Genomic DNA, 25,053 nt, shown 5'->3' with positions numbered 1-25,053 from the left:
AGCGCGTTCGGAACTGCTCCATCGTTCCTGGCAGTAGCACCTTTCGGTTTCCCGATGGTTGCTGCGACGTCAACGAGCCAGATCTCTTAGTCGCTCTTGATGGTTTGTTGTTCTTCCATGGTTGGCTATCTGCCGCAAACGGTGCAAGCGTTATCGGGCGGCCGGCTTCATACAAGGCCGCCAGGCTTCATATGACTTCTCGTTGTCATGATGACGCGGTGGCCGACAGCACTTTATGACGCGACCTTTTGAGATGAATCGGCGTGATGCAGGGGTTTTGCTGGAAGTTTGTGACGATGTGCCGGTGCTCGGTGACCGGGCGTTACGCTGCTGGCGGCTCAGCCGAGCACTTCTACCCCGAAGCTGGCGACCACGGTGCGGACTTCTTGCAGGTAGCGCTGGGCCTGGTCGGTGAGCGGGATGGCGGCGTGGTCAATCCAGCCGATTTCGATGCGCTCCTCGATGGCCAACGGGATGGCAACGATGGAGGGGTCCAGCTCGTCGCTGATGATGCCGGTGGAAATCGTGTACCCGCCCAAGCCGATCATCAGGTTGAAGATGGTGGCGCGGTCCGAGACCTGGATTTCGCGCTGGCTGGAGCGCGTGGAGAGCACCTCCTCGGCGAAGTAGAACGAGTTGTTCGCCCCCTGGTCGAAGGTCAGCCGGGGCAGGTCTTCGAGGTCTTCGAGCGTGACCTGGGTTCGGGTGGCCAGCGGGTTGCTGCGTGAGATGAAAATGTGCGGATCGGCCAGGAACAGCGGGTGGAAGACCAGCCGCGATTCGCGCAGCAGCTTGTCGATGACCTTCCGGTTGAAGTCGTTGCGGTACAGGATCCCGATGTCGCTGCGCAGCGTGCGCACGTCCTCGATGATCTGCTCGGTGCGGGTCTCGCGCAGCGAAAACTGGTACTCCTCGGCCCCGCTGGCCTGGACCATCCGCACGAAGGCATCCACCGAAAAGGAGTAGTGCTGAGTGGAGACGCCCAGCAGCCGCCGGGCCGAGGGGCGGCCGAGGTACCGATGCTCAAGAAGCTCCACCTGCTCCAGGACCTGTCGGGCGTAGCCGAGGAATTCAGCACCTTCGGCGGTGAGCGTCACTCCCCTGGCCGAACGCATCAGCAAGGTGCGCCCCACTCGTGATTCAAGCTCTTTCATCGCCGCGGACATGCTGGGCTGCGCGACGTAAATGAGGTCGGCGGCAGCCGAGATTGAGCCCTCGGAGGCCACCGCCACAAAATAGCGAAGCTGCTGCAGTGTCAGACCATTCGTTCCCTGAACCATAGCCAGAGTCTATATGAATCCATAGTTATATCGAGTTACCCGATATCAAGAATCACCCTGCATGATTGACGCAACGACATCCCCTCGGCCTGCCCAGGCCTCCCAAATACAGATTGGCCGTCATGGCAGACGCATTAAATTTCAGCATTAACACCACAAGATTCGACGAGAATTACTCGCCTTCGGCGAATTCTCGAACCACGACAAACTTCGCCAATTTGGCACGCGGAGAGCGTCGCGAAGAGAACCTTCGCAATGCCCTGACGATGATCAACCGTCGCTTCAATTCCCTGGCTCACTGGGACAATCCCCAGGGTGACCGCTATTCCCTGGAATTGGAAATCATTTCAGCAAATGTGCATTTTGCTGCCGATAATAACGATCAGGAATTCCCGCTTTTAGAAGTGCTTGAAACCACGATCGTGGATAAACTCACGGGTACTCGGTCCCAGGGCATGGTCGGCAATAATTTCTCTTCTTATGTCCGCGATTACGACTTCAGCGTCGTGCTCCCAGCATCTTGCAATGACAGCGGAGCTCCGGTGCTTCCGGAAGATTTTGGCGATCTCCACGGACAGCTCTTCCAGCATTTCTTGAACTCACAGGCATACCGTGAGCGTTTTGCCCAGCTGCCAGTGGTCTGCATCAGCGTCTCGACTTCCAAGACCTATTTCCGCACCGGCAACAGCCATCCAGTGCTCGGTTTGGAATACCAGCAGGATGAAAATTCATTGACCGACGCGTACTTCGGAAAAATGGGCTTGAGCGTACGTTACTTCATGCCGCCGGGCGCTGTTGCGCCATTGGCTTTCTACTTCCGCGGCGACCTGCTCAATGACTACACGAACCTTCAGCTGATCAGCCTCATCAGCACCATGGAGACGTTCCAGAAGATCTACCGTCCGGAAATCTACAACGCCAATTCAGCAGCACCTTCCGTGTACCACCCGAGCCTGGGCGGCGAGGACTTCTCCCCCACCCGTGTCTTTTATGACCGCGAAGAACGAACTCAGTTGGGCAAGATCCAAGGCAAGTTCACCGAAGAGCACTTCATCATCCCGAATCGCCAACTGCTCGATCAGTGGTCCTCTTCCTACCCGACTCCTGTCGCCTAAGAATCCGAAAGATAACGTATGACTTCCCCGCTTATCCCCACGTCAATTGTCGGCAGCCTACCCAAGCCTTCCTGGCTTGCCGAGCCTGAAAAGCTCTGGTCCCCATGGAAGCTTGAAGGCGAGCAATTGCGCGAAGGCCAGCAAGACGCCATGCGTGCTGCGGTCCTCGAACAGAACCAGCGTGGCATCGACATCATTAGTGATGGCGAACAGACCCGTCAGCACTTCGTAACCACATTCATCGAGCACCTGAGCGGTGTTGATTTTGAAAAGCGCGAGACGGTGCGAATCCGCAACCGCTACGACGCGAGCGTGCCTACCGTCGTTAGTGCCGTGGAACGTGAAAAGCCAGTTTTTGTCGAGGACGCAAAGGCCCTTCGCACATTTACCGACAAGCCCATCAAGTGGACTCTGCCTGGCCCGATGACCATGGTTGATACTTTGTATGATGCTCATTACCAGAGTCGCGAAAAGCTCGCTTGGGAGTTCGCTACCATCCTGAACCAGGAAGCCAGGGAACTCGAAGCAGCCGGCGTGGATGTCATCCAGTTTGATGAGCCAGCCTTTAATGTCTTCTTTGATGAAGTTGCTGACTGGGGCATCGCAGCGCTGGAGCGTGCTTGCGAAGGTTTGAAGGCAGAAACCGTTGCGCACATTTGCTTCGGTTACGGCATCAAGGCCAATAACGATTGGAAGGCCACTCTGGGCGCTCAGTGGCGCCATTATGAGAAGTCCTTCCCACTGTTGCAGGCTTCAACCATCGACACCGTTTCTTTGGAATCTCACCATTCCAACGTGCCGCTTGAAGTAGTTGAGATGGTTCGCGGCAAGAAGGTCATGCTCGGTGCCATCGACGTAGCCAATGTTGCCATTGAGACCCCACAAGAAGTCGCACAGACTCTACGTAAGGCGCTGGAATTTGTTGACGCAGACAAGGTCATTGCCAGCACCAACTGTGGCATGGCTCCATTCCCTCGCGATGTCTCGCTGGCAAAGCTCAGTGCTTTAAGCGCCGGAGCCGGAATCCTGCGCGAGGAGCTCGTCGGTGCCAGTGTCTAAAGTCTCGATAGACGCAACCGACTCCCTGCCCGCAGAAGACTTCAAAGCAGTCTTTCGAGGGCACCCGGGTGGGGTCAGTGTCATCACTGCCGATGCTGGCCAGGGCCCAGTTGCCCTCACCGCAACATCGGTTGCCTCCATCAGCGTAGATCCGCCATTGCTAGTCTTCTCAATTTCGGCGCTCTCCTCTGCCTCTGACGTACTCTCTCGCGCTCAGACGGTCGTTGTTCATTCCTTGGATGTGCATGACATTGAGCTGGCTAAGTTGGGTGCTACCAGCGGGGTAGATCGTTTTGCCCAGGACCAGACATGGACTCGTTTGAGCACCGGCGAAACTGTCTTTGATAACGTCCGAGCTTGGGTACGGTGCGAGGTTGTGGAACGCATCCAAGCAGGGACCTCAACGGTCATCGTGGCTCGCGGACTGCAGTCACACATTGCACGCGACTCGCAACCAGACGAGCTTGGTGACGCATTGGTTTACCACAACCGTTCGTGGCACCACTTGAATTCCGGCTCGCATCTGGGCCACTGATACACAAATAGTTGACGCTGGGAACCACCCTTTGGTGGTTCCCAGCGTCAGCTGCATTACGGGACCGTTATCGGCTTAAGCTACTTCGCAGAAGCCTTGCGTGAGCGGGCAATAAATACCACACCGCCAATGGCTAGCAGTATCCCAACCCCAGCAGCCCAGAAACCATCAAAACCTGTGTTGGCCAGTGCAGGCGCTGAGGCCTCAACAACCGCTACGGGTTCAGTGGACTTGCTTGCCTTTTGCGCCTTGGTAACGATTGTCTTGCCGATTGAACCTACGGGCTTGATTTCAGCGTCAGCAACGGGTCGTTCGCTTTCTGAAACGTCAGGTTCGTCCACAGTTTCGGAGCCACCAGTTGAACCATCCGTCGTTTCCGGTGTAATCCCCAAGTACATTTCGAGGTAGTACGCACGTAGCTCAGGATCATCGGCAAAGACTTCTTCGAGGAAGGCTTGAGGACCAGCTGCATCTTCATCGGTTTCTACACTGTCAGCGATGATTGGCAACAGCTGCTCGATGAACTCAAGGCCAGCGTCGCTGCGGAAGTACTCTTCCCACTCGGAATCATCCCATTCAAGGCTGTCCTGTGGGAGGGTATCGAGGATTAAGTCCCAGAAGGCTTGTTCCTCCTCGGAGAGTTCAAAGTCATCCTCGACGGGGTACTCTTCCTCTAGGAGTTCATTGAGCTGTCGAAAGTACTCTTCCCCAGCTTCGGTCTCGACAAACACTTCCCATTGCTCGTCGCTCCAGTCTTCGGAACCTTCAGGTAAGAGGGCGTTGATTTCGTCCCAGCGGTCATCGCTGGAAACCAGGCCGAAACTGTTTGATGATTGCTTCGGCGATTCGGGGAGTACGGTAGCCACACTCTTGACTTCCGGATTAACGGATTTCGATTCCTCCTGCACCCGAGCTGGCGTCGGTTCGGTTGCTTCTGAGGCTGGCTCGGACGCTGGGGCCTCATTTGAGTCCTCAACCCGAGCCTCACTGGCTTCGTCGGTGGCCTTGGCCGACTTACTAACTTCATCAGTGAGCTCAGATGTAGCGTCAGATTCTGCCGAAGCAGCTGATTCCGTCACCGTAAGCCAAGGCCGCCGAAAAGCAAGCTTTCGCCGCTGCATTGAAGAAGGGATGGACGCAAACCGAGCTGAACAAAATTGGCTCACCATCCCGTCGCCGGCCTCGCAAAAAGGCCGACCAAACCACACCAGCAGCAGAGCTCTAAACGAGCACATAATCGAGTAGGCGGGGGTGTCTAGCCCCCGCCTCTCACACCACCGGACATGCGGGCCCGCATCCGGCGGTTCGCCAAGTCACTGAAAACGATCCCAAGCACGGCGAAAGAACAGCACACCCAACTCCTCCCAATAAGAAGTTGGCAAGGCACGATGAAGAATCGGGGACTTCGCCACACGCCAATACGCACGTGAACTGTTTCCCCACTGGTAAGCCTTATCCTTGACAATCCCCAGACGGCGAAGATTCGCCACCCGAGTACGAGGACGCTTCCATTCAACCCAACGGATCTGACGCAACCGACGTCTAAACCATTGATCGAGTGTGGCAAATTTATCCGCCGTCATCGACAACCGGAAATAACCCATCCAACCCCGAACAAAACGATTCAACTGCTCGATACGGTACTCCATCGACACACTCCACCGCCGAGAAGTCAACCTCCGAATCCGCTCCTTCATGCGTATCCACGCCTTCGGAACAACCCTGATCCTGACCTTCGAACCTTTGACGAAGTAGAAACCAAAACCCAGCAACGTTGCAACACTCGCCGGATTGATCACTGATTTCTGCCGATTAACCTTCAACTTCAGGCGCTGTTCAAGGACTTTCGTCGCCTGATCCAACACCCGTTCGGCAGCACGTTTCGACTTCACAAAAATTCTGATGTCATCGGCATACCGCACAAAACGGTGATCCCTCGACCAGAACTCCTGATCAAAATCATCCAACATGATGTTCGAGAGCAACGGCGATAAAGGCGACCCCTGCGGAGTGCCCTCCACCGTTTCCCGACGAACACCCTGCGCCATGATCCCAGCCGTCAAATACTTCCGAACAAGCTTCAGAACCCGCTTGTCTTTCACCTTCCGCGCAACCCTGGACATCAGCACGTCATGGTTCACCCGATCAAAGAATGCATCCAGATCAACCTCCACAACCCACCGATACCCCTGCTCAATAACCTTACGAGCCATCGAAGCAGCGTCATGGGCGCTTTTGCCCGGCCGAAATCCATAAGACATCGGTGCGAACCCCTCATCGAAAATCGGGGAAAGCACTTGCGCGAGAGCCTGCTGAATCAACCGATCCAACACAGACGGAACACCCAGCATCCGTTCCCCACCATCAGGCTTCGGAATCATCACCTGACGCGCCGGCAACGGCGCATACGTTCCAGCATCAAGCGACTTCCGAGTCTCGATCCAATGCTCACGGCACCAATCACGCAATTCATGCGCTTCAAGCCCATCAACACCAGCAGAACCCTTATTCCGCTCAACACGTTTCAATGCAATCAACAAATTACCTCGCGAGAACACTTGCTCCCACAGATCAACTTGTTGATCCCTGATGTCTTTCCCATCAGCCGCCGGCTCAACGCTACACGCAAGAAAATACTCTCCCGGATTCACCGGTACCATCCCCTCTCTGCCCCACCACGTCCGTGGGTTTTCTGCGATAATCACGTGAGCACGAGAACTCATGCTTCAGTCCATCAATTCCCAGCGTTCAGCCCTTCCCTGCCTCCCTCATCAACCACAATGGGTCTCAGGCAAACGATCAGGTTCCTCACCCGACGCGATTCCTAGGCAGGTACTATGACCTCTGCTGACTTCTGCCCCATCAGTTACTGACCTCTCGGCCAGAACCGCCCCACTCAGTCAGAAGACAGGTGGTGCACTGGGACAGACCTCCCCAGATAAGAGCATTCACTTTCTCCCTGCGCCCGCCACATATACACATCTGCCGTTTCGATGGAGCGGGCTTCACCATCTTGCGCTGGCTTACCCCGACAGACATGCCTCACATGTGATTCGTGTTCCTCGGTGCAGAGGTTTGCCTCCGGCTTCCTTCCCACCCCACCTCGCGGTGACGCAGTTGCCTTCAGCTAGGCCTTAAACCATCTTCCCGGCCAGAGGACTTTCACCTCCAAGTAAATGCCCATGCTGGGCGTACGCAATGGGCCGGCACTCACCCAAAGGTGAGTACCGGCCCATTTTTTACACCTGGTTACGTGAGTAGCCTCCTGCCCACATGTGCACGAAAAAAGCCCTCTCGCTCCGCTGCTTTTTCGCACACATGCTGGACAGCAGGAACCAATCGACCGCCCGCACACAAGCCACAAGCTGCGGTACATGAGTTCACTTACGACGAGTGATCGCGGCCTGTGCACGGCCTCAGTCTGTTATTGCATCGAGAGGTGGGATAGCTTTGCCTCATAGGCGGATTGCCGACCGCTTCCCCAGAAAGAGAGCACAGCAATGACCTTAAACTACCCTTACGATTGCACACTGGAAGAACACGAAGTATCAGCGATGTACGATCGCATCATGAATCTGGTTAAGACCCGCCATCCAGATGCCAGATATGCGTGTTTTCATGTGAATTTCGATGAAGACAACGAATCCAATCCACACTTCTACTTAGCAAATCTCTACGATGCCCAAATAGAGGACATCGACACTGGCGATTATGCTGGACCGCCATACAAACTAGGAATAATGGGGCTGGCAGCGAATGGCACAACAAGAGCTGTTTATGCGTTAGGTATTCCCGACGAAATCATCAGACAGTGGGATGGCCATTCAGTAGTTTTCGATCTGGAAGAACACCGGACATTGGATGATGGAGAACCAGAATCTCTTGGGTTCTTGGGCTAAAACCCCCATCAGAGACCACTAGCAATCGAACCGCCCCCGCTCACGATGCCAGAATATGAAAAGCATCGGAGGCCGGGGAGTATTCGCCGCTAGTCTCCGATCCCGGTTCCGCGATCCCGACTGGATCGGTTCGACTTTCCTATAGTTTTCGGCACCCCGTGGCCCTTAGGGAAACCTTGCCGTGCCGTCGCTGCACGACGCGCCATGAGCTTGCCATCCTGCTTCACCTGGTCAATTTCAGGGATGGCAGAACCTCGACGGAACTGGTTGAAACTGGTAACCCCCTTGCCATTCTCAGCCAACCATCTGGCCGCTTCCTCGGTAGCAGACTTGCCCTCCGGCGTGACCAGATTATTCGCAAAATCAGATGGCACCGGACGGCCCCCAAATTGACTCTCTCCGCGTTCAAAAGCTTCGCGCCCGGCCTGCCACCGGCCATAAATTCCGGCCTTGGACTCCTCGAAGGTGGCCTGCACACTCACCACATCGTAGGTGTAGCCGCGCTTGTCCAAAGTAACGGCGACTTCCTGCGCCGACCCTTGCGATTTGAGCACCGTATCAATGACATAGTTCGTTCCATCCTTGCGCAGCGCCTTTTGCAGCTTAGAGCTGAGCATCGAGGATTCTTCATGCACTAACGCAGCAAACTCCATCGGCGCGAACTTGTACCCCTGGGCCTCAAGTTCTTTCACCAATGGAGTTTTCAGACGATCCAGATTGCCGCTATCCAGCTCGTGCTGGATGATCTTCTCCTTGAAAATATCCGGGTCACACTGCACATAACCAGGAACATCATTCAAGTGCTCCCACTGCACAGTGCCTTTGCCAGCCCCGGGCGGTCCAGCCATCACAATGGCTCTTCCCTCGTGCTTGATTTCGCCGCGTTCAGATGACTTATCCAAGACTTCCTGAATCCACTGGCGATGCAGCGCGCGCCGCTCGCTCGTTTCGCGCGGCCGCGCTCCGCTGTTATCGAAATACTGCTCTTGACTGATCGTGGCATACGGCCCTCGCGGGTTCATATCGGGATCAGCCATCACCTGACGCAGAGCTGCGTAATGTCGTTCTATCGATTCGTCGTTAGCCAACGATTCACCTTTCGGTTGGTCGCCGTCTAACCGGCCGTCCTCTTCAAAACTTCATCGTAGATCGCATCGTCAATCAAGCCGTTATCGGCCGCTTCGACAACCTCTTGCCAGGTTCCATCCATGCTCTCTTCGTACTCGCCGTACTCATTCGCCCAAGGGGTTGGCTTGTACGGCCACGCAACCAACTGACGCACCACTTCGGCACGATCAATAAACCCGGCCGCGTACCGCTGGCACAACTCATAGGGGCTTGCAGCATTGAACTCGCCCACTACCGCCGGCACGGCCTGGGCACGCTGCAACGCCTTCGCCACCGCAGGCTGGGACATACCCAGCAGCGCCGCCATCTCACGCTGAGTCATCCCGCCAGCAGCAGCCTTCAAAGTGCGCTTGTAGTCCAGCGCGTCAACCTCTACACGCTGCCGAGCTTTCAGCAGCCGCGCACGCATATCATCATGCTGCGGCCGTTCCATCACCTGACTCATGGCAACCTCCTAAACCTCAAAACAAACATTTCTTCACTTCAAAGATAACATTAGTTATCATTATGGATCAAGGATTTTCACTCGATAATGAACGGTAAATACTCGCTGCACTAACACCAAGAATCTTGCCGATCTGCGCATAACTTTTCCCTTCCTCGCGCAGCTGCCGCGCCGTCGCGGTGCGGTCTGCATCCATGACGCGCGGCCGGCCGCCGACCCTGTCCTGGGCGCGCGTGCGCTAATCCCCTGCGGGTGTTCTCCCGGATCATAGAAACTCGCAGCTGAGCCATCACCGCCATGATGCCCACTATGGCTTCGCCCATCGGCGTAGATATGTCCACGTCCAAGAATGGCTCGGTGAGACTTTTGATCCTCACGCCGCGCTCCACCAGCTCGCGGATAATCTCAATAGCCATGCGCTCTTCACCTGCCACGCGATCCAGGGCACGGATGACCAACGTATCCCCCGACTGCAATTGCGCTTTGCACGCGAGCCACTGCGGCCGCGCAGCTTCCCGGCTCGACTCCCCACGGTCAGTAAATATCTGTTCGGCCCCGGTGCCGAATAGGGCGAAATGGTACGCCCGTTCCGGCGACTTGGTACGACTCGATTCCACCTACCGGGTACCGCAATTCCGGCTTGTTGGTACCGCTGCATCGGCATTGGCATCGTTCTGAGCCCGGCGCGTGCCGGACCCAGAACGATATGATTGAGCCATCAGGATCCGAGGATCATCAAGGACCTAGGAGTATTCAGGGCTTCGAAACCTATTCCCAGAAGTCCTTGGATTTTCGGGCCTAATCTCCAAGTTGCTTACGCATGTCCAACGCTCCAAGTGGCAACCACCTGGTATTGGTGGCCAACCGATTCACTATTGAATCCCCGGCAATCCTGTCCGGGATTACCGAAACCCAGTACTCCGGATCAGTCTGCGAAGCGATAATCGTCGGCAACGTGTACTCACGGTCAGAAAGTACCGCAAACAGTTCACTGGCCCCTTGCTGGTCAATACCCACGGTCATGAAATCGTCAATGATCAACACGTCAACAGTACGCAGCTTGATCAGCAGCCGTTGGTAATCACGGGCATCTTCCCGCGCAAGGCGGAAGTCCCTGACCAAATCGTCCATCCGACGATAAAACACCGTGTGCTCGGTATGGCAGGCAGCCACCCCTATCGCGCACGCCAAGTACGTCTTGCCACCGCCCGTTGGTGAAATGATCAACAGGTTCTTCGGATCAGCCCGCCATTCATGGCTCAGGTACCGGCGCATCCTGACCTCATCAATCTTCCTGCCGGGAAGATAATGGATCTGGGCAATCGATGCGGTCGGCAACGGGAATCCGGCCTGTAAAATCAACTTGTCGATCCGCCGGCCTCGACGGGTATCGACCGCATGCTCAACAGCCTGCATGAACACTTCTTCCGGGGTCAGCCGCTCGTTGGCTTGTTCGCCGGTCAGCTCGAAGAACTTCTGCGCGAAGGCCGTCAGCCGCAAGTCCTTGATCTTCTTCTGGTCTGCGTCGCTGAGCATTACTGGCCACCGCCCATCGAGTAATAGCCAGGTGCCCTGACGAATTCACGCAGTCGCTCAGATTCCGCGGACAAGTCCTTGGCGGCTTCCGGAACCGGAACCGCAGGCCCCCGCTGCTTTTCTTCGTGAGCCATCGTTGCGATGATCCGCTTCAACCCGCTGTATGAGGAATATCCACCGCGCTCCAACAGATACTCGCAGGCTGGCTCCAGCAAGCTACGGTGCTTGACCCCCAACCCCTTGACGATATTGCGGCACTCGACAAATGCTTGCGCTTCAACAACGGCACGATCCAACACGACCGTGATGACATCAACGGTTGCAGGGCCGAAAGACTGTGCATGAGCGATGAACCACTCCCGGCTCCAAAGACCGGAAACATCCTTATGCTGCGGCGGAATGTGGGCTTCCAGCGTGGAATGCTGGCCTCGGCGTCCGCCCAGGCGCGGATGCTCGGCCACCACGAGCGTCCCGTCGATCAACGTCACCTTGGTTTGCGTCAGCTGCGTGCTCAACGTGCGCCCGACCAGCTGATACGGAACCGAGTAATACTGGTAATCGCAATGCACGTGATAATTCGGGCCCACCTTCAACTGCTTGTATTCAACCTGCTCGAACCGGTGCGGCGGCAAGGGTCTGAGCAAGGATTTCTCTGAACTGGCAAACAGTTCGGCCCGGCTGATCCCATTGGTGCGGTGCACCTTGGAATTCACATGTTCCAGCCTGTCTTGCACTGCCTCGTTGAGCTGCTCGAAGCTCTCGAAGTCCGCATCGGCCAGATACCCCAGGATCATTGTTTCGATGACCTGCACCATCCGCTCAACATGGGCCTTGTCTCGGGGCTTTCCCGGCCGTGCCGGCACGATCGCTGTCCCATAGTGATCAGCCAACGCAGCGTAGGACTTGGTGACCACCACTTCGCGGGCACCGCCCTTGGCACCGGTGCGTCGCTCCTGCCGGAAGTGGGTGGCGGTCTTGGCATTATCTGGAACGATCATTTGCGGAACGCCGCCGAAGAACTCCAACGCGTCAGCATGGGCTTGATTCCATGCATCTTGCCTCATGTTCGCAAACGCCTTGGTGAACACCATGGACGAGAAGGGCAACGAGGCAACGAAGAAGAACGCTTTGAACTGCTCGCCAGTCACCGCGTCAACCACCGTCAAGGTCGGACCAGCCCAGTCAACGAACATGGCCTTGCCCGGCTCATGCTGCAGCGTCGCCACCAAATCATGGGTCCGCGCGTGCTGGTGGAACTTTGAACAGAACTGGGAATAGCCGTATTTTCTCAGCCCATCATCCAGATCCGTGTATTTCACCCAGGCTTGCTGCAGCGTGAAGAACCGATTGCGCTGCAGCTGCTCGGCAACCAGGGCGAAGTCCGGCTCCGAATAGTTCGAGCTGATCACTTTGCGCCGGTCCGGGAAAATCTCCACCAACCTGGCGTGGGTGATCCCAGCGAGGTTCTGTGCGGTGATCTGGTGGGAGTCGATGGCTTTCTTGGCTGCTGAAATATCTCTTCGAGAACAGTTCATCGCGGCCGTGATTTCCGTGTAGGTGTATCCATCGAAGAGCATCTGCATGATGCGCCGATAATCCATTTTCAAGGATTCTCCTTGGGTCAGGGATACTCCCTGGAACCTTGTGTGGTTCACATCGGGGAATATCCATGACTAGAAAATCAGCGCTCGGTGACCAGCCGTACCAACTCGGCAGAACAGCAGTACCTTCTTGCAAGAACAGAAGTACCCGGAAGCGCTATTCGGCACCCGGCCGCGCGCAGCTCGGCCGCCTGCGCCTGCGGGTTCTGCTCGCGCGTGCTCACTCGCGCGTATCCAATGACTGCCATATCAAAAACGGTACACAGCCAGGTTGTGCAACGTTTCGGTTTTGAAAGACGTTTCTGTAATAAAAAACCCCGGCGTGTCGCCGGGGTTCGCTGTTCGTTTCAAAAACGACCGTTTTTGGGAAGTGGAAACCGCCGATCCGAGCAGCTGCTCGGATCGGCGGTTTTTCAATGTTTTTGTTTTCCCGAAACTTGTGGCTTCGTTCGCTTGGTGGCGGGGTTTTTGCAGCGCTCCGTGGCGGTCTTGTTGCCGCGATCACGCAGGACTGGCTGCAGGTTGGTGTCGCGGTCTGAACCGAGAGGGGTGCGCCCGGTCGGGGCCGTTTGGATCGCTGCCGCTACGTCAGAGTCCGAAGGCTCCGCCGCTGACGAGGATCACGATGCCGAGGCCGATGAGAACGATGGGGAAGAGGATGTGCTCCCAGCGTTCGAGCACTTCGGCGATCGGGGGGCGGGTGGCGACGAACTTTGCCAGGGCCACCAGGACCGCGACGAGCGCGAGGAAGACGATGCAGTAGGCGACTACTGCGAGAGGTTCCACGCTGAGGAAGACAGGGGTGTAGACGCCGATGTTGTCGCCGCCGTTGGCAAGGGTGACGCCTGCGACTGTCCACACGCCGACCTTCTTGCCGGCAACCTTGGCCTCGTCGCCATCGTCGTCATCGTCTCCGCGCCAGGCCTGCCATGCGGCCCAGAGGCCGAGGCCCAGAGGGATGAGACCGAAGTACGGGATGGCTGCCGAGGGCAGGAATGTTCCGGCGCCGATGGTCACCAGGACCGCGGCACCGAGGATGCCGGCGAATCCGAGGTACTGGCCGGCCAGAATGCGGGCGGTAGTGCCGCGCTGGCCTGCCCCTCGCGCGAAGAAGAGGGAGAGCACGATGATGTCGTCGATGTTGGTCGCTGCGAACAGGCCCATCGCCTGCAAGACCGAGGTGAGGATCATGCGCCCACCCCAGCTGCGTCGCATCCGGGAAGCGAGCAGGCGGGATCGATGCACGGGGCGTCTTCGTCCACTGCCAGGGTGGCATCGACCAGTGCCGTCAGCGCCTGCGCCAGGTGCGAATCGGCGATCTCATATCGTGTCCGACGACCCTCGGGCTCGGAGACGACGATCCCGCAATCGCGCAGGCATGCCAGGTGGTTGGACACGTTCGGGCGTGTCAGGTCCAGATCTCGGGCCAGTTCCGCCGGGTAAGCGGGATGGTCGAGCAGGGTCAAGATGATCCGGGATCGAGTGGGGTCGGCCAGTGCACGACCCAGGCGGTTCATCACGTCGAGACGCGAAGCAATAGTCAGCATGCTCTGAACTATACAGCACGCACTGAACACTCGGTCACAGGCGTCAGCCCAGATCGCATGCCCGCAAGGGGAACCCTCTGCGGGACACTAATGCCTCTCCTGTTCAAATCGAGGATTTACATCAGTCCTCCCAATGGCAAAATTGCCTCATGAGCCTCGATACGCCATTAATTCTGATTGGTCCGGCCGCCACAGGGAAAACTACCCTAGGCCAAATAGTTGCGGCCAGTTTGTCCGTTCCGTTTGTCGATATAGATGAAATCGCCGAACCCTACTACGAGGAATCCGGCTGGAACCTCGAAAAACTCTCTCATAGAAGTTCAACAGTCGGGCGCGTTGCCGCCGAACGAGAATGGGAAGCTGCTCGAGCGCACGCTGTATGTCGCGTACTGGATGACCACCCTGATGCGGTTATCGCTTTAGGCGCGGGCCACACCTCGTACAAAAATGAGCATCATCTCCAACGCGTTAGGACCGCTTTGAAGGATGCGCCCTGCATCTTGCTCGTCTTGCCTTCGGCAGACCGGGCCGAAGCACTGAGCACGCTGCGCAACAGGTCCTTGGTTTCAAAAGCAACGGACTGGATCAGCTCAGGACATGATTTTCTTGCTGAATGGCTAGATGACCAAGGAACACGGAGCCTGGCCACTGAAACCATGATTACAGGTAGCGAATCACCCGAGACAACTGCCAAGAGAATCGTGACGATGCTTCAACGCACTAACTCATAAGTACTGGCCAGTGCTTGAATACCAACGAAGCCAGTTTTTGTAGCTACGACCTGGAGGTGCAGTCTTGGGTGCGAAGACGACGTTCAGCAAATATCGGGCTTTGGAAAGCAGGTGTGTGCGATGCGGTCATATATGGCAAGATCATATGCCTGAAAATGACGGTTACTGTTGCGGAGAGTGCGAGTACGAAATCGAACACAGCGACCCGAACGCTCCACTGGAATCATGCACTCTCACTCCAGCATCTGGCGCTCTTCGATACCTCTAACGGCTGCCCGTCCACGGGACCTCTACCGGACAGGCCAAGAGCTGCTTGAGGTTCCTTGATAGTGCTACGTTTTCGTTGCCACCCCGAGGGGCAATCCACAGCTTTACTTGATCCATTGCTGTATGGTTCCAAGTGTAAAAACGGCAAAGAAGAATGCACAAATCCAGAAGGCGACGAGAACCTAATTTCTGAAGAACTTGCTTTCCTGTGCGCAGGTTCGATTTCGGTCTCGACGTTCCCACGCGAAAATTCCGAGAAACAACAAGGCCAAGAGCAACGTGATGACGGCTGCGGGTAGCAAGGCGACCCTACTTTCGGCTAGCGAGTGCTCGCGGTGTTTCGATGCAGTGAGAGAAAATGGTGGCCATGACTTTGAATGCGGCGCGCCATTCGTGCTGACTCGGCTTTAAAGGTCGAGGCGTGTACTCAATTCGCTCGAATTCAAGAACGAGTGAGTAAGCCATTGAAGCCACTACATGCAGTGCAAAAATGAGGCCAAGAGGTACACTCAGCACTGTCACTGAACCCCTACCCCACGCGATGTGATCCGGCAGGAATTCCAAGCCGCTCACCGCAACATTGTGAAGTGCGAACACAAAATAAGCACCAAGCGCAACAAATATGAATTGAGCCGATCGACCGGCAATTCGGATCCGAGGGACAGCGAATAGCGCCAATGCCGCGATGACAGCCGAAAGGGTCGCGAATGCAGTTTGAATCGCGAACCCTGGAAATACGACCTCGAAGTAAGCCGAAAACCCTCCGAGAAATAACCCCTCCGAGGCTGCGAAGCACACAATCAATAAGACGCTGGCGGTCCTCTTGGCGACGATGGCTAGCCAGCCCCCGGCAACGAAACTGCCCAGTAGGCCAACTATCCAGGGTGATGCGATTGGATCGTACGTATGGCCGCTCTTCAATGCGGGTTCAACTGCCCAGAAAATTCCAGCAAGGGCGGCGAAATGCAGAATCGCAAACAGTCCGAGCGTCTTCCATAGCACTCCAGAGATCCCCATGCTGCGGCGCGATATCGTCGCGCGTGAACGATCGGAGCGGGATTTCGGATTATTCTGTGTGAATTTCTCCATGAGATTAGTTCTTCCGAATTTCTGATAGCTCGTAGAGAAGATCTGCACAGCTGCCAGCTCTGAGACCATTGGATCTACAAGAGTTTCCAGGAAGTTGCGAGTACCACCTGTTCAGGCAAACGCTGCCCCCAGCAGATACGACACAATGACAGTCTGCGAGCAAGCGCCAGCTACTAGCGCGACCCCCGCTGTGAGCTGCAGATGATTGCGGGACCGGTGCCATCGCTCGTAGCGAGCCAAGCGGAGATGCGTGCCAGATTGATTCTTGCTCAATTGCAGACATAGACATGCCGTCTGGCCAGGTCATCATTGTCAATGACGTCGAGCATTGCACTGGCCAAGTCTGATGCGGTGATCATCCAACCTCGCGGGAGCGGCTCAGTGTCGAGCCGGTACCGCTTTTTGGCGGGGGCGTTCCTGATTCGCGGCGCGCGAATCGCGGTCCACTTTGCGTGGCTCTCCCAGAGAGCGATATCCATCCGCCGCATGTCATCGTAAGTTGCTCCAAGGAACTTCTGCAGCAGTGGCAGAACAATCCAGAGCTTGAGCGGCCCCTGATGCGCCCAGTGCTCGGCAACTTCCGAGGATATGACGACTATCCTTTCGACACCATGCTTGTTCATGCCTGCAAGAAGGCTTCTCGTTCCTGCTGAATAGAGCGTAGTCGGAGTTTTTGAGGCACCGATCCCCACGGTGCTCACGACGGCATCGATGCCGTCCAGTAGCGGTTCCACGACTTTCGCATCGAGGATGTCGGCTGACACTTTAGTGAGTCGAGAATGTTCAATGACGAGATTTGCAGGGTTGCGAGCAATTGCTACTACCTGGTGACCGCGTTCTAGCGCTTGCCTTACGACCTCGCTTCCGACCGTTCCCGTTGCGCCTGGCACCAGAATTCTCATGCAGCTTCTTCTCTCATCGGGTAAAATGTTACTAAATCAGGATATTCCCGATTCGGAACTAACGTTAGCAGGGAGTGCAGCAATGAGCAGCAACGATCTAGTGGGGCAGGTTCGCGCCGCCTTGCAGCGACAGCTAGTAGATGCTGTCCTTGGCAATGAAAGGGTTGCTCGTCAGCATGGATTGCTCGTCACTGACTTGCAAACGCTTCATCTGCTGGTGCTGCGCAAGGGCGTGCGAACGCCACGCCAGATCAGCGAGACCACGGGCATGCCGACGAGCACGGTAACCAAGCTTGTCGACCGCTTGGAAGCTTCAGGCTACGTTCGCCGGACAGCTGATGCCAACGATCGCCGCAAGACCTTGATAGAGCTGGTGCCAGAAAAAATCGCGCCGCTTCAAGTTCTTTATGGTCGCACCGATGAAGAATTTGACGCGTTCACTGGAACTTTTGATCGCAGGGAACTAGCAATAATCATTCGATACTTGGAAGGCGTTAGCGACTTCTACCAGCTTGGGGATCCTGGGGAATCACAGGCCAACGTCGTCAACCGGGAGCGTCGTCAATAAACTAAACTGCGCGGAATGTACCGTTCAGAAAGATTATGCTGTGATCACCGTTTCGGTTAGGGGCCAATAAGAGCGCTTCGTGACCTTCGGAACAGGCGTATCGTCCCGCTAGGGGTATGTCCAGCTTGGCAGTTCGAACCGTTCCGCTAGGGGGTCCTATAAAGGAGCGCCCGGAAGCCGAACCCTAAACGGGCAATTTCGGAGTCAGTCCAGTCGTACTTGGCATGTCTTGCCGGTTAGTTCATCATCGAGGGTGAATTCAAGGGTGAGGATCTGCGCCGCCTTCGGAGGCTCGGGAAGATATACCCAGGTGGACTCCCACCCCGTCGCGCTACCGGCGACCTGTCCGGCACTCAATCGATATGTGGTTCCCTCGTCGTCCGAGATGACCGCTCCAACCGGTCCAAGAACGAGCTGGCCGGGCATTGAAGGCGCGTCTCCCGCAGCTTCCGCCCCATCACGATTCCTCAGGTCTGCCCATTGCACCAGTTGTTCTTCGTAGCGAACGTCGCGTTGCCACGTCTCATGGCTGCGAATCCCTTGAAAGTAGATCCTTAGGCCCTCTCTTCCCAGCCATTCGGCGGAAACGATCGGAACATCTGCAATCGACTCGATGCCGGCAAACCGTACGCCCACGCCATCATTGGTTACGACAACGAGATCACCGGGGGCTGAAATAACTGTCATCATGTGATCACCTTAGCGCCACCCACTAGATTTCCTTCGGGAACTGCTGTTCCATTCCCATAAGACGAACCTTTACCGGGCTTCCTACTTGCGGGTCATCCGTGCGGAGAACGGTGCCCGAAGGATCTTCGTCCACAGTGACCGACGGTGTGCAGCACCTGGAGAAGAGCCGAATTCGTTTTCTGCGCGATCCAGGCTTTCTTCGATAAGCGCGTCATGCATGGGCCGGAAGAATAGTGGCCAGGTAAGTTTTGCCGTTCCACTTGGCGACATGGAAAGCTCGTGCCGGAGCAGCGTTAATGTGTCTGTAAGGCTGGTGGCAGTGAAAGAGTGGTGCCCGTTAAAGCCCGATGGACTAGTGAACTGAAATTCGATCCGTCTGCCGGGCTCGTATGCAGTCACGAAATAGCGCACTGGCCCATGTCCTCCCGCTGCGCCCACACCAAGCGGTCCGTTCAGGCGCATTGCTGGCCACTCGCTTCGGGGCCATAGTCGATCGTTCTTACCCGCAAGCGAGTCGATGAGCGGCCCTACTTCGCTAGCGGGGGCTGCAATTTCGCGCTGATGAGTGTTGTAGACCATGTGGCAAGCGTATCTTTGATCGTCACCCAGGCAGGCTCAATTCAACCTCGGTGATTGGTGTCCCGCAAGCCGGTCCCCGAGAGGAACGCCCGTAAGAGGAACCTTCACCGGGACAGAAACCGTGGGAAGGCCGAGACATCCCTTTGCAACGGGGTGGAGGGACACGGCTTTGGGTCATGAGACTGCGGGGTTGGCGTTCTCCCATGTCCGCAGGCTCGGCCATGCGATGAGAGCGCAGAGGGCGAACACGAGTGCCCCCGCCAGGAACGGGGTTGCAAGACCACTGGCCGTCGCAAACAGGCCCCCGAGCCCAGCTCCGATGGCGAGACCGGCGAGGCCATGTGGATTGGTGTCATGTGACACCGGTTGGCCGACAGTTTTAATGGCACGGATAGCTATTGGGTCGAGCTACAGGCACCGCAACGTTGAAGGTGAAGACGAAATCCGCAATTGGATCAGTGCTCTGGGAACCGAGACAGCACGAGGCTCCGACATCGGCGAGGCCTCAGAGTTAGGACTCCCGGCTCTAACTCGTCTCCTCTTTTGCTCTCACCCGCATAACGATCACCTGGCCGACGATAACGGCTGTCGCAACCGCTGCAGTGACAATTACGGTTTGAAGATCGCTTTGCACTTTAAGAATCGTGAAGGGAATCAGAATCGAGAAGTTGAGCAATATTGTGAGAAGCGGTGCCCACGGCTTTGCCTTGATTTTTGTCCGGAGGTGCCGAATCACGCCCCATTGCACCGCGATGTCCATTGCGAGGTAGAGGAACGCTCCCATCGATGCGATCTGAGTGAGGTCCAGGAAGGCTGTGGCGATAATCGCGAGCCCAGCCGTGATGATCAGCGGCTGTTGCGGGACGCGCGCAGGCAGTGACGGCATCTGGCGCATGTCTTGGAGCATTCCGTAGAGGCGTGATACCGAATACAGACTGGCCAGCAGCCCGGACAGTGTGGCGACAACGGCGATCGCCACCGTGATTCCGATACCCCACGAGCCAAAGAGCGGTTCGGCTGCCGCAGCCAACGCATAATCACGCGCTTTTACCGCGCCTGCGGCCCCAATACTGGACTCTACCGAGACGGTGATCAGCATGTAGAGGACCGTGCAGACCGCCAGGGAAATGACGATCGAGCGCGCAATGTTCTTTTTCGCGTCCTGAATGTCGTCACCTTGGTTGGTTATGGTGGTGAACCCTTTGTAGGCGAGCACACACAGGACCGTTCCGGCGAGCAGTCCGACGATATCGGGGGCCTCGCCTGAGCTTTGGGCGAAGAGTCCGGATCCTGATGCGACAGCACCGACGAGTCCCGCTATAGCGAGCAGTGCGATGCCCACGATCTTGATGATCGCAGTCGTGGTCGCGGATCCTTCAACGAGCTTATTACCGAGCAAGTTCACGATGGCTGCTGCCACGATCGCAAGCACGCCCAGGAGGGGGACGAGAATTGCAGAGTCTTGTAGGCCAAATGGGCGCAGCAGGTAAGTTCCGAAGGTGCGGGCGAGGAGACTTTCCGCGACCACCATTGAGACGTACATGAACAGGGTAAACGATCCCGCAGCGACCCCCGGTCCGTACGCATCTTTCAGTAGCATCGCAATACCACCCGCAGAGGGGTTCACGCTTGAATATCGCGTGTACGAGTAGGCGCTGACACCGGCGACAATCGCGCCGAGCAGAAACGCGAGCGGAAACCAGTCTCCGGCGAAGCCCGCGACCTGCCCGACGAGCGCAAAGATTCCCGCCCCGATCATCACTCCGGTGCCGAGCGAAACGGACCCGACGAGTGAAATCTTGCCCTTCGTTGCGACCATGTGAACCCCTCGCTCCTTCTCGTTCAATTTCGGTTTTCACGCCATGCTTACTAAGCAGGGAGCAGTACTTTGCACTTTCCCACGTTCTAGTTTGAAGTGCAACATCAGGGTGTGGGGATGGGATCCCAGGCTAACTCGTTGAACACCTCCGCAGGAGTCGCCCAACCAAAAACTCATCGGGGACGGTTATTGACCTCGGCCACGAACTCATCCAACTCATCCTGGTGAGGTCCCCAAAACTGGTTCCCTTGGGGAGATACCGACGCAACCGCCCATTGAAATGCTCATTCATACCACGCTGCCAAGCCGAGTATGGGTCAGCGAAAGTAGGTGGGAACCGCGAGCCGGTCGGCAAGGTCGTAATAGAATGCGAACTCGGACCCGTTATCACCGGTGGGTGCCGCCGAAATCGGGCCAGTTAGTTCGGTCAGAACTACGATGCCGCTTCCACCGTGAACACTGAGGAAAATATAAGTCAGCTTTTGGCCATTTTAGCCAAGTAGGGCATGGGGTCGATAGCTTCACCGTTCAGACGAAGGGCCAAGTGCAGGTGCGGTCCGAACGACATGCCAGTGTTGCCCACCTGCCCAGCCAGATCACCGATTTTTATGGTGTCTCCGACTTGATAGCTGTGGGAGTTGTTGGCCATATGACAGTACCGACTTGTGAGTGTCTGATCGTCGACAAGATGCTGCAGTTTTAGGCTAAAGCCACAACCGTCATTGGCAAATCCTGCTTCTAGGACGACGCCGGACGCTATCGCACGAATTGGAGTGCCGTGCGGCGCAGCCATGTCCTGTGCATCGTGAAATTGTTCGACTGGAGCGGTCCGGTATCCGAATGGATCGGTCAGACGAATTTCTTGGTCAAATGGGTAGCGCACTTTTGAGTTTTCCAGTGAGTTTGGATCGATCAATCCTTGTTCATTAGGAGCGCTTAACGGTGCACTTGTCGCTTCAACTGTATTGATAGCGTCAAACGTGGCGTCCGCCGATTCGAACGGTATACCATCAAGTGAGAGTAACTGGTTCGTCGTAACTGCGCCGGCAGCCGTTGGCTCGTTGCCGGGTATGTCAAGGGCGGGTGTGATGCTAGAAATTGCTAGCGCTCCCGCTGCCATAGTCGCGGACGTGACAACGAGCAACTTGCGAAATCGTGACCGCCCAGCTGCACGCTTGACCAGGCTACCGATTGGAGCTTCAAAATTTACTTCCTCTGAAGGGGGTGGCTCAGACGATTTCATTTGCACGTCCCGCGCGGACTCCGCTGCATCAGCGGCAAGACGGAGTGATCTTCGGGAGGGATAGCTTCGCGAGTCAGGAGTGAGTGGATTGTCGGGCATGTGATCCTTTCGAAAGGATTTGGTTTAAGAACAGAGCGCTTCCTGGTCATGTCTCGGGCTAATGAACGGGAAACAGTGACGTGATCACTGCAAAGCTTGCAATGGCAACAACCGCAGCGGCAATCAGCGCCAGGGCAATAAAAAGTATCGGCTTCTTCAATGGGTTGTTCGATTCGGACATGAGCTGGCTATCGAACCAAGGGACTGAGAACCTGAGCTCCCTGTGGGGTGATCTCGACTATGCCTCGGTCATCGACGAAGACGGGGTGATCATCGCTCGTGACGCCAAGTGCTTGTACTTGACCAGTCACACGTTCACCCTTTTCCCACTCGCCGCCAGGAGGCAGCGACCAGAGCAAACCCTCAACATCGACACCAATAACTCCACCCGAAGCTTTGGCAGCGACCTGGTAGAGAATCGGTGCCCCCTCTAGGACGCGAAACGTTGCCCCCTGATCAGTACTGATCTGCACCCCATTCTCGGTTGCAGCGTAAATTCCGCCGCCAGTGACCGCGAGGTCGATCGCCGAGATTTCTCTCTGAGGCTCCCAGTTCACACCGTCGTCTCGACTGATGACCAGGTTCGGTTGGCTCGATCCAATCCCATACAGAAACCCGTCAGGTCCGGTCGTCAGCACATGGAAATCCTCAATGCCGGTCAGAGAAACCGGTGCCCAGCTTTTTCCGGAGTCATCGCTTCGGATTATGCCCAGGTTTGGAGACCCGAGTTCAGAAGGAGTCTCCACACCAGGGTGACCCGACGCGAACAGTGTGGCGCCAAGCCCGGTGAAGCCCATCGCATCGAAGTCGTAGCCGCCGACCGGGCCCGCGACGGTGCCCTCCTGTGAGACCGAGAAAATTCCGTTATGGGTGGCGATGAGTACATCGTCAGAACCTGGATCAGGTGTGATGCCATGCACATGCTCGATCACAGGAGGCGCGGTAGCAGAAGAGTTCACTTCAGGAGAGGCGCAACCAACGAGCGTGGGTGCAAGCACTGCGGCGGCAATGATACCGGTGAATAGTTTCATGAAATTATTCCAAAAGATAAGGGCAACTCGGTGAGAACTGACAAATTTCGACCGCTCACGTGAGCTGACTGTGAATGTTTGTTCGGGCTGGTTCCGATGCTGCGCGTGAGCTGCTCAGGCAACGGACGCCATACGAAGGGCTCGCCTTCCGGTCACCCGAAGTTATACAACTCACGGGTGACCGGAACTGAATTAGAGCGTCCCTAGAAGTTCTCGCATTTCACTGATCTCAGAAGTTTGATCATCGATCACTTGCTCGGCGAGATCACGAACGTCAGCATTCTGGGCATCGTCGATCGCGGTGCGTGCCATATCAACGGCACCCTCATGATGCATGATCATCTGCTCTAAGAACAGCCGACTCGCGTCCGCACCATCCACTTCTTCTAGCGCGCTCATATCAGATTCGGCCATCATGCCATCACCAGACCCGTGGTCCATGCCATTGCCTGCAGCTGGGTCGTAATCGACTCCCCAGCCTTCAAGCCATGAAAGCATTCGTTCGATCTCGGGGCCTTGCGCTTTCTTGATCCGCTGCGCCACTTCGGTGACCCGAGAATCTACGCCGTCCTTCTCCAGCACGACGTCCGCCATATCGATGGCTTGTTGGTGGTGCGGGATCATCATGGTGACAAACATCTCATCGGCTGCGTTCGCGGGGGCCGATGAGGATTCTGACGCTGGAGGAGAGTTCTCCGAGTTTTGTTCGTTGCTCTCAAGGCTGCATCCGGTCAGCGCTAGGGTCAAAGCAAGGACGCTCGCGCCGAGCGAAGCGTGGAGTTTGGTCTTCATTATTCAACTTTCAGTCGCGTTACATCGGTCGATGAGGTACCGCAATACACAGGCGATACATTCCCGGGACGATTCAGGTAGCCCGTAGGTAACGTTCACAGTTACCGATCCTTCGGGCACATTGAGAATTGCTGTTGCTAAACTCTCGGCGTATTCCTGGACCTCGCTGAGCTTCTTGGCTGCGGTCACTTGGTCAAGTTCGGGGATGGAAATTTCCCACCATTTGCCGTCTTTGATGGCCACGGCCTCTAGAGTTCGCTGAGTCTCCATGATGATCCTTTCTGAGGCCATCGCTGAAATTTGTGTATCCGACGCTCATGCGGGGTCGTGTTTGTTGCGCTACTGTGCAAGTTGCTTAAAGGGTTCAGTTCACGATCTCAAAGTGGTAGCGTCCGCGGTATCCATCGAGACTAAGGAGCAAAATCAATGAGTCACATCATCTCCATGCTGAAAACCCACCCCAACAAACCCAATGACCCGGACCTTCAGAAGCTTGCGGACTGTATCGCCGCCTGTTTCGAATGCGCCCAGAGCTGTACCGCGTGTGCCGACGCGTGCTTGGCCGAAGACATGGTCGCCGAGTTGCGTCTCTGCATCCGGACCAATCTCGACTGCGCCGATATCTGCAACGCCACCGTCAACGTTCTGACTCGCCAAACCGGCCAGAACCCATCGGCAGTCAAGGCAATGCTTGAAGCCTGCCGGACAGCCTGCCAGCAGTGTGCCACCGAATGCGAGAAGCATGCTGTCATGCACGAGCATTGCCAGGTCTGCGCTGAAGCTTGCCGCCGGTGCGAAAAAGCTTGTGCCCTGCTGTTGGCGGCCATCGGCTAAGCGTCTGTTGTTGGGCACGAGTGGACAGATGAGGCTTGCCAGAAAACTCGAGTTATACCCCCTTAGGGTATATTCTGAACCTACGCAGGACTTAACGGGCGGTTGCCCCCAGTGTTAGGGCCGGCGTATTCAGACGAGAATTCGAGACCGCCCTCGGGGGTCCAGGAGGGAAGCCATCATGAACCACGCACCGGAGAACCGGGAACACGGCCACTCAGTCTCCCCTGGGCACGGGGGTCGCACTCTCGCATCCAAAGACAGTCA

General features: G+C 56.4%; 28 protein-coding genes, 2 pseudogenes and 1 riboswitch. Of the genes and pseudogenes, 7 read left to right on the top strand and 23 right to left on the bottom strand.

Translation table 11 applies throughout. The features are described 5' to 3' along the window. Nucleotides 1-15: 15 nt before the first annotated feature. Nucleotides 16-106: riboswitch (SAM riboswitch) on the bottom strand. A gap of 232 nt (nucleotides 107-338) precedes the next feature. Continuing rightward, nucleotides 339-1,280 carry a LysR family transcriptional regulator gene (locus IEX04_RS05395; protein ID WP_105657395.1) on the bottom strand — a complete coding sequence of 314 codons (942 nt, stop codon included), beginning with the start codon at nucleotides 1,278-1,280 and terminating at the stop codon, nucleotides 339-341. Nucleotides 1,281-1,402: 122 nt separating this feature from the next. On the opposite strand from IEX04_RS05395, the gene IEX04_RS05390 reads away from it, so the two are divergent. Genes IEX04_RS05390 through IEX04_RS05380 form a run of 3 tightly spaced genes read left to right on the top strand, consistent with a single transcriptional unit; the run spans nucleotide 1,403 to nucleotide 3,989 of the window. Continuing rightward, entirely contained in the window at nucleotides 1,403-2,395 is a 993-nt protein-coding gene (locus IEX04_RS05390) for a DUF1852 domain-containing protein (RefSeq protein WP_188684323.1), read from the top strand. An 18-nt stretch (nucleotides 2,396-2,413) separates the two neighbouring features. Then, nucleotides 2,414-3,454 (top strand): methionine synthase, encoded by a 1,041-nt coding sequence (locus tag IEX04_RS05385; RefSeq protein WP_188684321.1) that lies wholly within the window; start codon nucleotides 2,414-2,416, stop codon nucleotides 3,452-3,454. Then, complete coding sequence (locus IEX04_RS05380) at nucleotides 3,447-3,989, top strand: flavin reductase family protein (RefSeq protein ID WP_188684864.1); 543 nt, start codon at nucleotides 3,447-3,449, stop codon at nucleotides 3,987-3,989. Before IEX04_RS05385 ends, IEX04_RS05380 begins: the two co-directional genes overlap by 8 nt. Nucleotides 3,990-4,069: 80 nt before the next feature. On the opposite strand, the gene IEX04_RS05375 is transcribed toward IEX04_RS05380, so the two are convergent. Both IEX04_RS05375 and ltrA read right to left on the bottom strand, forming a co-directional pair. After that, on the bottom strand, nucleotides 4,070-5,068 hold the full coding sequence (locus IEX04_RS05375) for an LPXTG cell wall anchor domain-containing protein (RefSeq protein WP_188684319.1): 999 nt from the start codon (nucleotides 5,066-5,068) through the stop codon (nucleotides 4,070-4,072). Nucleotides 5,069-5,302: 234 nt separating this feature from the next. Next, entirely contained in the window at nucleotides 5,303-6,712 is a 1,410-nt protein-coding gene (gene ltrA / locus IEX04_RS05370; RefSeq protein ID WP_229677021.1) for a group II intron reverse transcriptase/maturase, read from the bottom strand. Between the two features lie 777 nt (nucleotides 6,713-7,489). Here ltrA and IEX04_RS05365 point away from each other — a divergent pair. Then, nucleotides 7,490-7,888, top strand: a complete 399-nt coding sequence (locus IEX04_RS05365) for a hypothetical protein (protein WP_188684317.1) — start codon at nucleotides 7,490-7,492, stop codon at nucleotides 7,886-7,888. Nucleotides 7,889-7,977: 89 nt separating this feature from the next. On the opposite strand, the gene IEX04_RS05360 is transcribed toward IEX04_RS05365, so the two are convergent. The 9 genes and pseudogenes from IEX04_RS05360 to cmtR form a co-directional block, all read right to left on the bottom strand. Beyond that, a complete protein-coding gene (locus IEX04_RS05360; RefSeq protein ID WP_188684315.1) occupies nucleotides 7,978-8,976 on the bottom strand; it encodes a zeta toxin family protein in 999 nt (332 codons plus the stop codon). A 26-nt stretch (nucleotides 8,977-9,002) separates the two neighbouring features. After that, entirely contained in the window at nucleotides 9,003-9,461 is a 459-nt protein-coding gene (locus IEX04_RS05355; protein WP_188684312.1) for a MarR family transcriptional regulator, read from the bottom strand. A gap of 67 nt (nucleotides 9,462-9,528) precedes the next feature. Then, on the bottom strand, nucleotides 9,529-9,657 hold the full coding sequence (locus IEX04_RS18740; RefSeq protein WP_229677020.1) for a helix-turn-helix domain-containing protein: 129 nt from the start codon (nucleotides 9,655-9,657) through the stop codon (nucleotides 9,529-9,531). Between the two features lie 91 nt (nucleotides 9,658-9,748). After that, nucleotides 9,749-10,078, bottom strand: a pseudogene (locus IEX04_RS18735) (recombinase family protein); the annotation flags it as partial. Between the two features lie 181 nt (nucleotides 10,079-10,259). Further along, a complete protein-coding gene (locus tag IEX04_RS05345) occupies nucleotides 10,260-10,997 on the bottom strand; it encodes an ATP-binding protein (protein WP_188684310.1) in 738 nt (245 codons plus the stop codon). Further along, a complete protein-coding gene (gene istA / locus IEX04_RS05340; RefSeq protein ID WP_188684860.1) occupies nucleotides 10,997-12,598 on the bottom strand; it encodes an IS21 family transposase in 1,602 nt (533 codons plus the stop codon). The genes IEX04_RS05345 and istA overlap by 1 nt, the downstream gene beginning before the upstream one ends. Nucleotides 12,599-12,678: 80 nt before the next feature. After that, complete coding sequence (locus IEX04_RS18730; protein WP_229677019.1) at nucleotides 12,679-12,846, bottom strand: recombinase family protein; 168 nt, start codon at nucleotides 12,844-12,846, stop codon at nucleotides 12,679-12,681. Between the two features lie 340 nt (nucleotides 12,847-13,186). Further along, the gene (locus tag IEX04_RS05330) at nucleotides 13,187-13,789 is read right to left on the bottom strand and encodes a cadmium resistance transporter (protein WP_188684308.1); all 603 of its coding nucleotides are present in this window, start codon (nucleotides 13,787-13,789) and stop codon (nucleotides 13,187-13,189) included. Beyond that, nucleotides 13,786-14,145, bottom strand: coding sequence for a Cd(II)/Pb(II)-sensing metalloregulatory transcriptional regulator CmtR (gene cmtR / locus IEX04_RS05325; protein ID WP_038992393.1), 360 nt, complete (start codon nucleotides 14,143-14,145; stop codon nucleotides 13,786-13,788). The genes IEX04_RS05330 and cmtR overlap by 4 nt, the downstream gene beginning before the upstream one ends. A gap of 149 nt (nucleotides 14,146-14,294) precedes the next feature. On the opposite strand from cmtR, the gene IEX04_RS05320 reads away from it, so the two are divergent. Further along, the gene (locus tag IEX04_RS05320) at nucleotides 14,295-14,876 is read left to right on the top strand and encodes a shikimate kinase (protein ID WP_188684306.1); all 582 of its coding nucleotides are present in this window, start codon (nucleotides 14,295-14,297) and stop codon (nucleotides 14,874-14,876) included. Between the two features lie 576 nt (nucleotides 14,877-15,452). Here IEX04_RS05320 and IEX04_RS05315 read toward each other — a convergent pair. Together IEX04_RS05315 and IEX04_RS05310 are read right to left on the bottom strand one after the other, a co-directional pair. Next, nucleotides 15,453-16,232 (bottom strand): Bax inhibitor-1/YccA family membrane protein, encoded by a 780-nt coding sequence (locus IEX04_RS05315; RefSeq protein WP_188684304.1) that lies wholly within the window; start codon nucleotides 16,230-16,232, stop codon nucleotides 15,453-15,455. A 269-nt stretch (nucleotides 16,233-16,501) separates the two neighbouring features. After that, nucleotides 16,502-17,134 (bottom strand): NAD(P)-dependent oxidoreductase, encoded by a 633-nt coding sequence (locus tag IEX04_RS05310; RefSeq protein WP_188684302.1) that lies wholly within the window; start codon nucleotides 17,132-17,134, stop codon nucleotides 16,502-16,504. 82 nt (nucleotides 17,135-17,216) lie between these two features. On the opposite strand from IEX04_RS05310, the gene IEX04_RS05305 reads away from it, so the two are divergent. After that, nucleotides 17,217-17,702, top strand: a complete 486-nt coding sequence (locus IEX04_RS05305; protein WP_188684300.1) for a MarR family winged helix-turn-helix transcriptional regulator — start codon at nucleotides 17,217-17,219, stop codon at nucleotides 17,700-17,702. A 204-nt stretch (nucleotides 17,703-17,906) separates the two neighbouring features. On the opposite strand, the gene IEX04_RS05300 is transcribed toward IEX04_RS05305, so the two are convergent. The 9 genes and pseudogenes from IEX04_RS05300 to IEX04_RS05270 form a co-directional block, all read right to left on the bottom strand. Next, nucleotides 17,907-18,392 (bottom strand): hypothetical protein, encoded by a 486-nt coding sequence (locus IEX04_RS05300; protein ID WP_188684298.1) that lies wholly within the window; start codon nucleotides 18,390-18,392, stop codon nucleotides 17,907-17,909. An 81-nt stretch (nucleotides 18,393-18,473) separates the two neighbouring features. Then, the gene (locus tag IEX04_RS18725) at nucleotides 18,474-18,662 is read right to left on the bottom strand and encodes a hypothetical protein (protein ID WP_229677018.1); all 189 of its coding nucleotides are present in this window, start codon (nucleotides 18,660-18,662) and stop codon (nucleotides 18,474-18,476) included. Between the two features lie 835 nt (nucleotides 18,663-19,497). Next, a complete protein-coding gene (locus tag IEX04_RS05290; RefSeq protein ID WP_188684296.1) occupies nucleotides 19,498-20,790 on the bottom strand; it encodes an APC family permease in 1,293 nt (430 codons plus the stop codon). A 173-nt stretch (nucleotides 20,791-20,963) separates the two neighbouring features. Beyond that, nucleotides 20,964-21,185, bottom strand: a pseudogene (locus IEX04_RS19205) (IS30 family transposase); the annotation flags it as partial. A gap of 80 nt (nucleotides 21,186-21,265) precedes the next feature. Then, nucleotides 21,266-22,033 carry a M23 family metallopeptidase gene (locus tag IEX04_RS05285; protein ID WP_229677017.1) on the bottom strand — a complete coding sequence of 256 codons (768 nt, stop codon included), beginning with the start codon at nucleotides 22,031-22,033 and terminating at the stop codon, nucleotides 21,266-21,268. A gap of 157 nt (nucleotides 22,034-22,190) precedes the next feature. Beyond that, nucleotides 22,191-22,313 carry a hypothetical protein gene (locus IEX04_RS19005; protein WP_268236911.1) on the bottom strand — a complete coding sequence of 41 codons (123 nt, stop codon included), beginning with the start codon at nucleotides 22,311-22,313 and terminating at the stop codon, nucleotides 22,191-22,193. A 7-nt stretch (nucleotides 22,314-22,320) separates the two neighbouring features. Further along, nucleotides 22,321-23,163, bottom strand: a complete 843-nt coding sequence (locus IEX04_RS05280; RefSeq protein ID WP_188684294.1) for a F510_1955 family glycosylhydrolase — start codon at nucleotides 23,161-23,163, stop codon at nucleotides 22,321-22,323. 192 nt (nucleotides 23,164-23,355) lie between these two features. Continuing rightward, entirely contained in the window at nucleotides 23,356-23,955 is a 600-nt protein-coding gene (locus tag IEX04_RS05275; RefSeq protein WP_188684292.1) for a DUF305 domain-containing protein, read from the bottom strand. Nucleotides 23,956-23,958: 3 nt separating this feature from the next. After that, nucleotides 23,959-24,225 (bottom strand): hypothetical protein, encoded by a 267-nt coding sequence (locus IEX04_RS05270; RefSeq protein ID WP_188684290.1) that lies wholly within the window; start codon nucleotides 24,223-24,225, stop codon nucleotides 23,959-23,961. Nucleotides 24,226-24,381: 156 nt separating this feature from the next. Here IEX04_RS05270 and IEX04_RS05265 point away from each other — a divergent pair, with 156 nt between their 5' ends. Beyond that, on the top strand, nucleotides 24,382-24,789 hold the full coding sequence (locus IEX04_RS05265; protein WP_188684288.1) for a four-helix bundle copper-binding protein: 408 nt from the start codon (nucleotides 24,382-24,384) through the stop codon (nucleotides 24,787-24,789). The last annotated feature ends 264 nt before the right edge of the window (nucleotides 24,790-25,053 follow it).

Source organism: Glutamicibacter ardleyensis (genome assembly GCF_014644555.1).
GTDB classification, from domain to species: Bacteria; Actinomycetota; Actinomycetes; order Actinomycetales; family Micrococcaceae; genus Glutamicibacter; species Glutamicibacter bergerei.
This window is presented reverse-complemented; position numbering and strand designations above follow the sequence as displayed.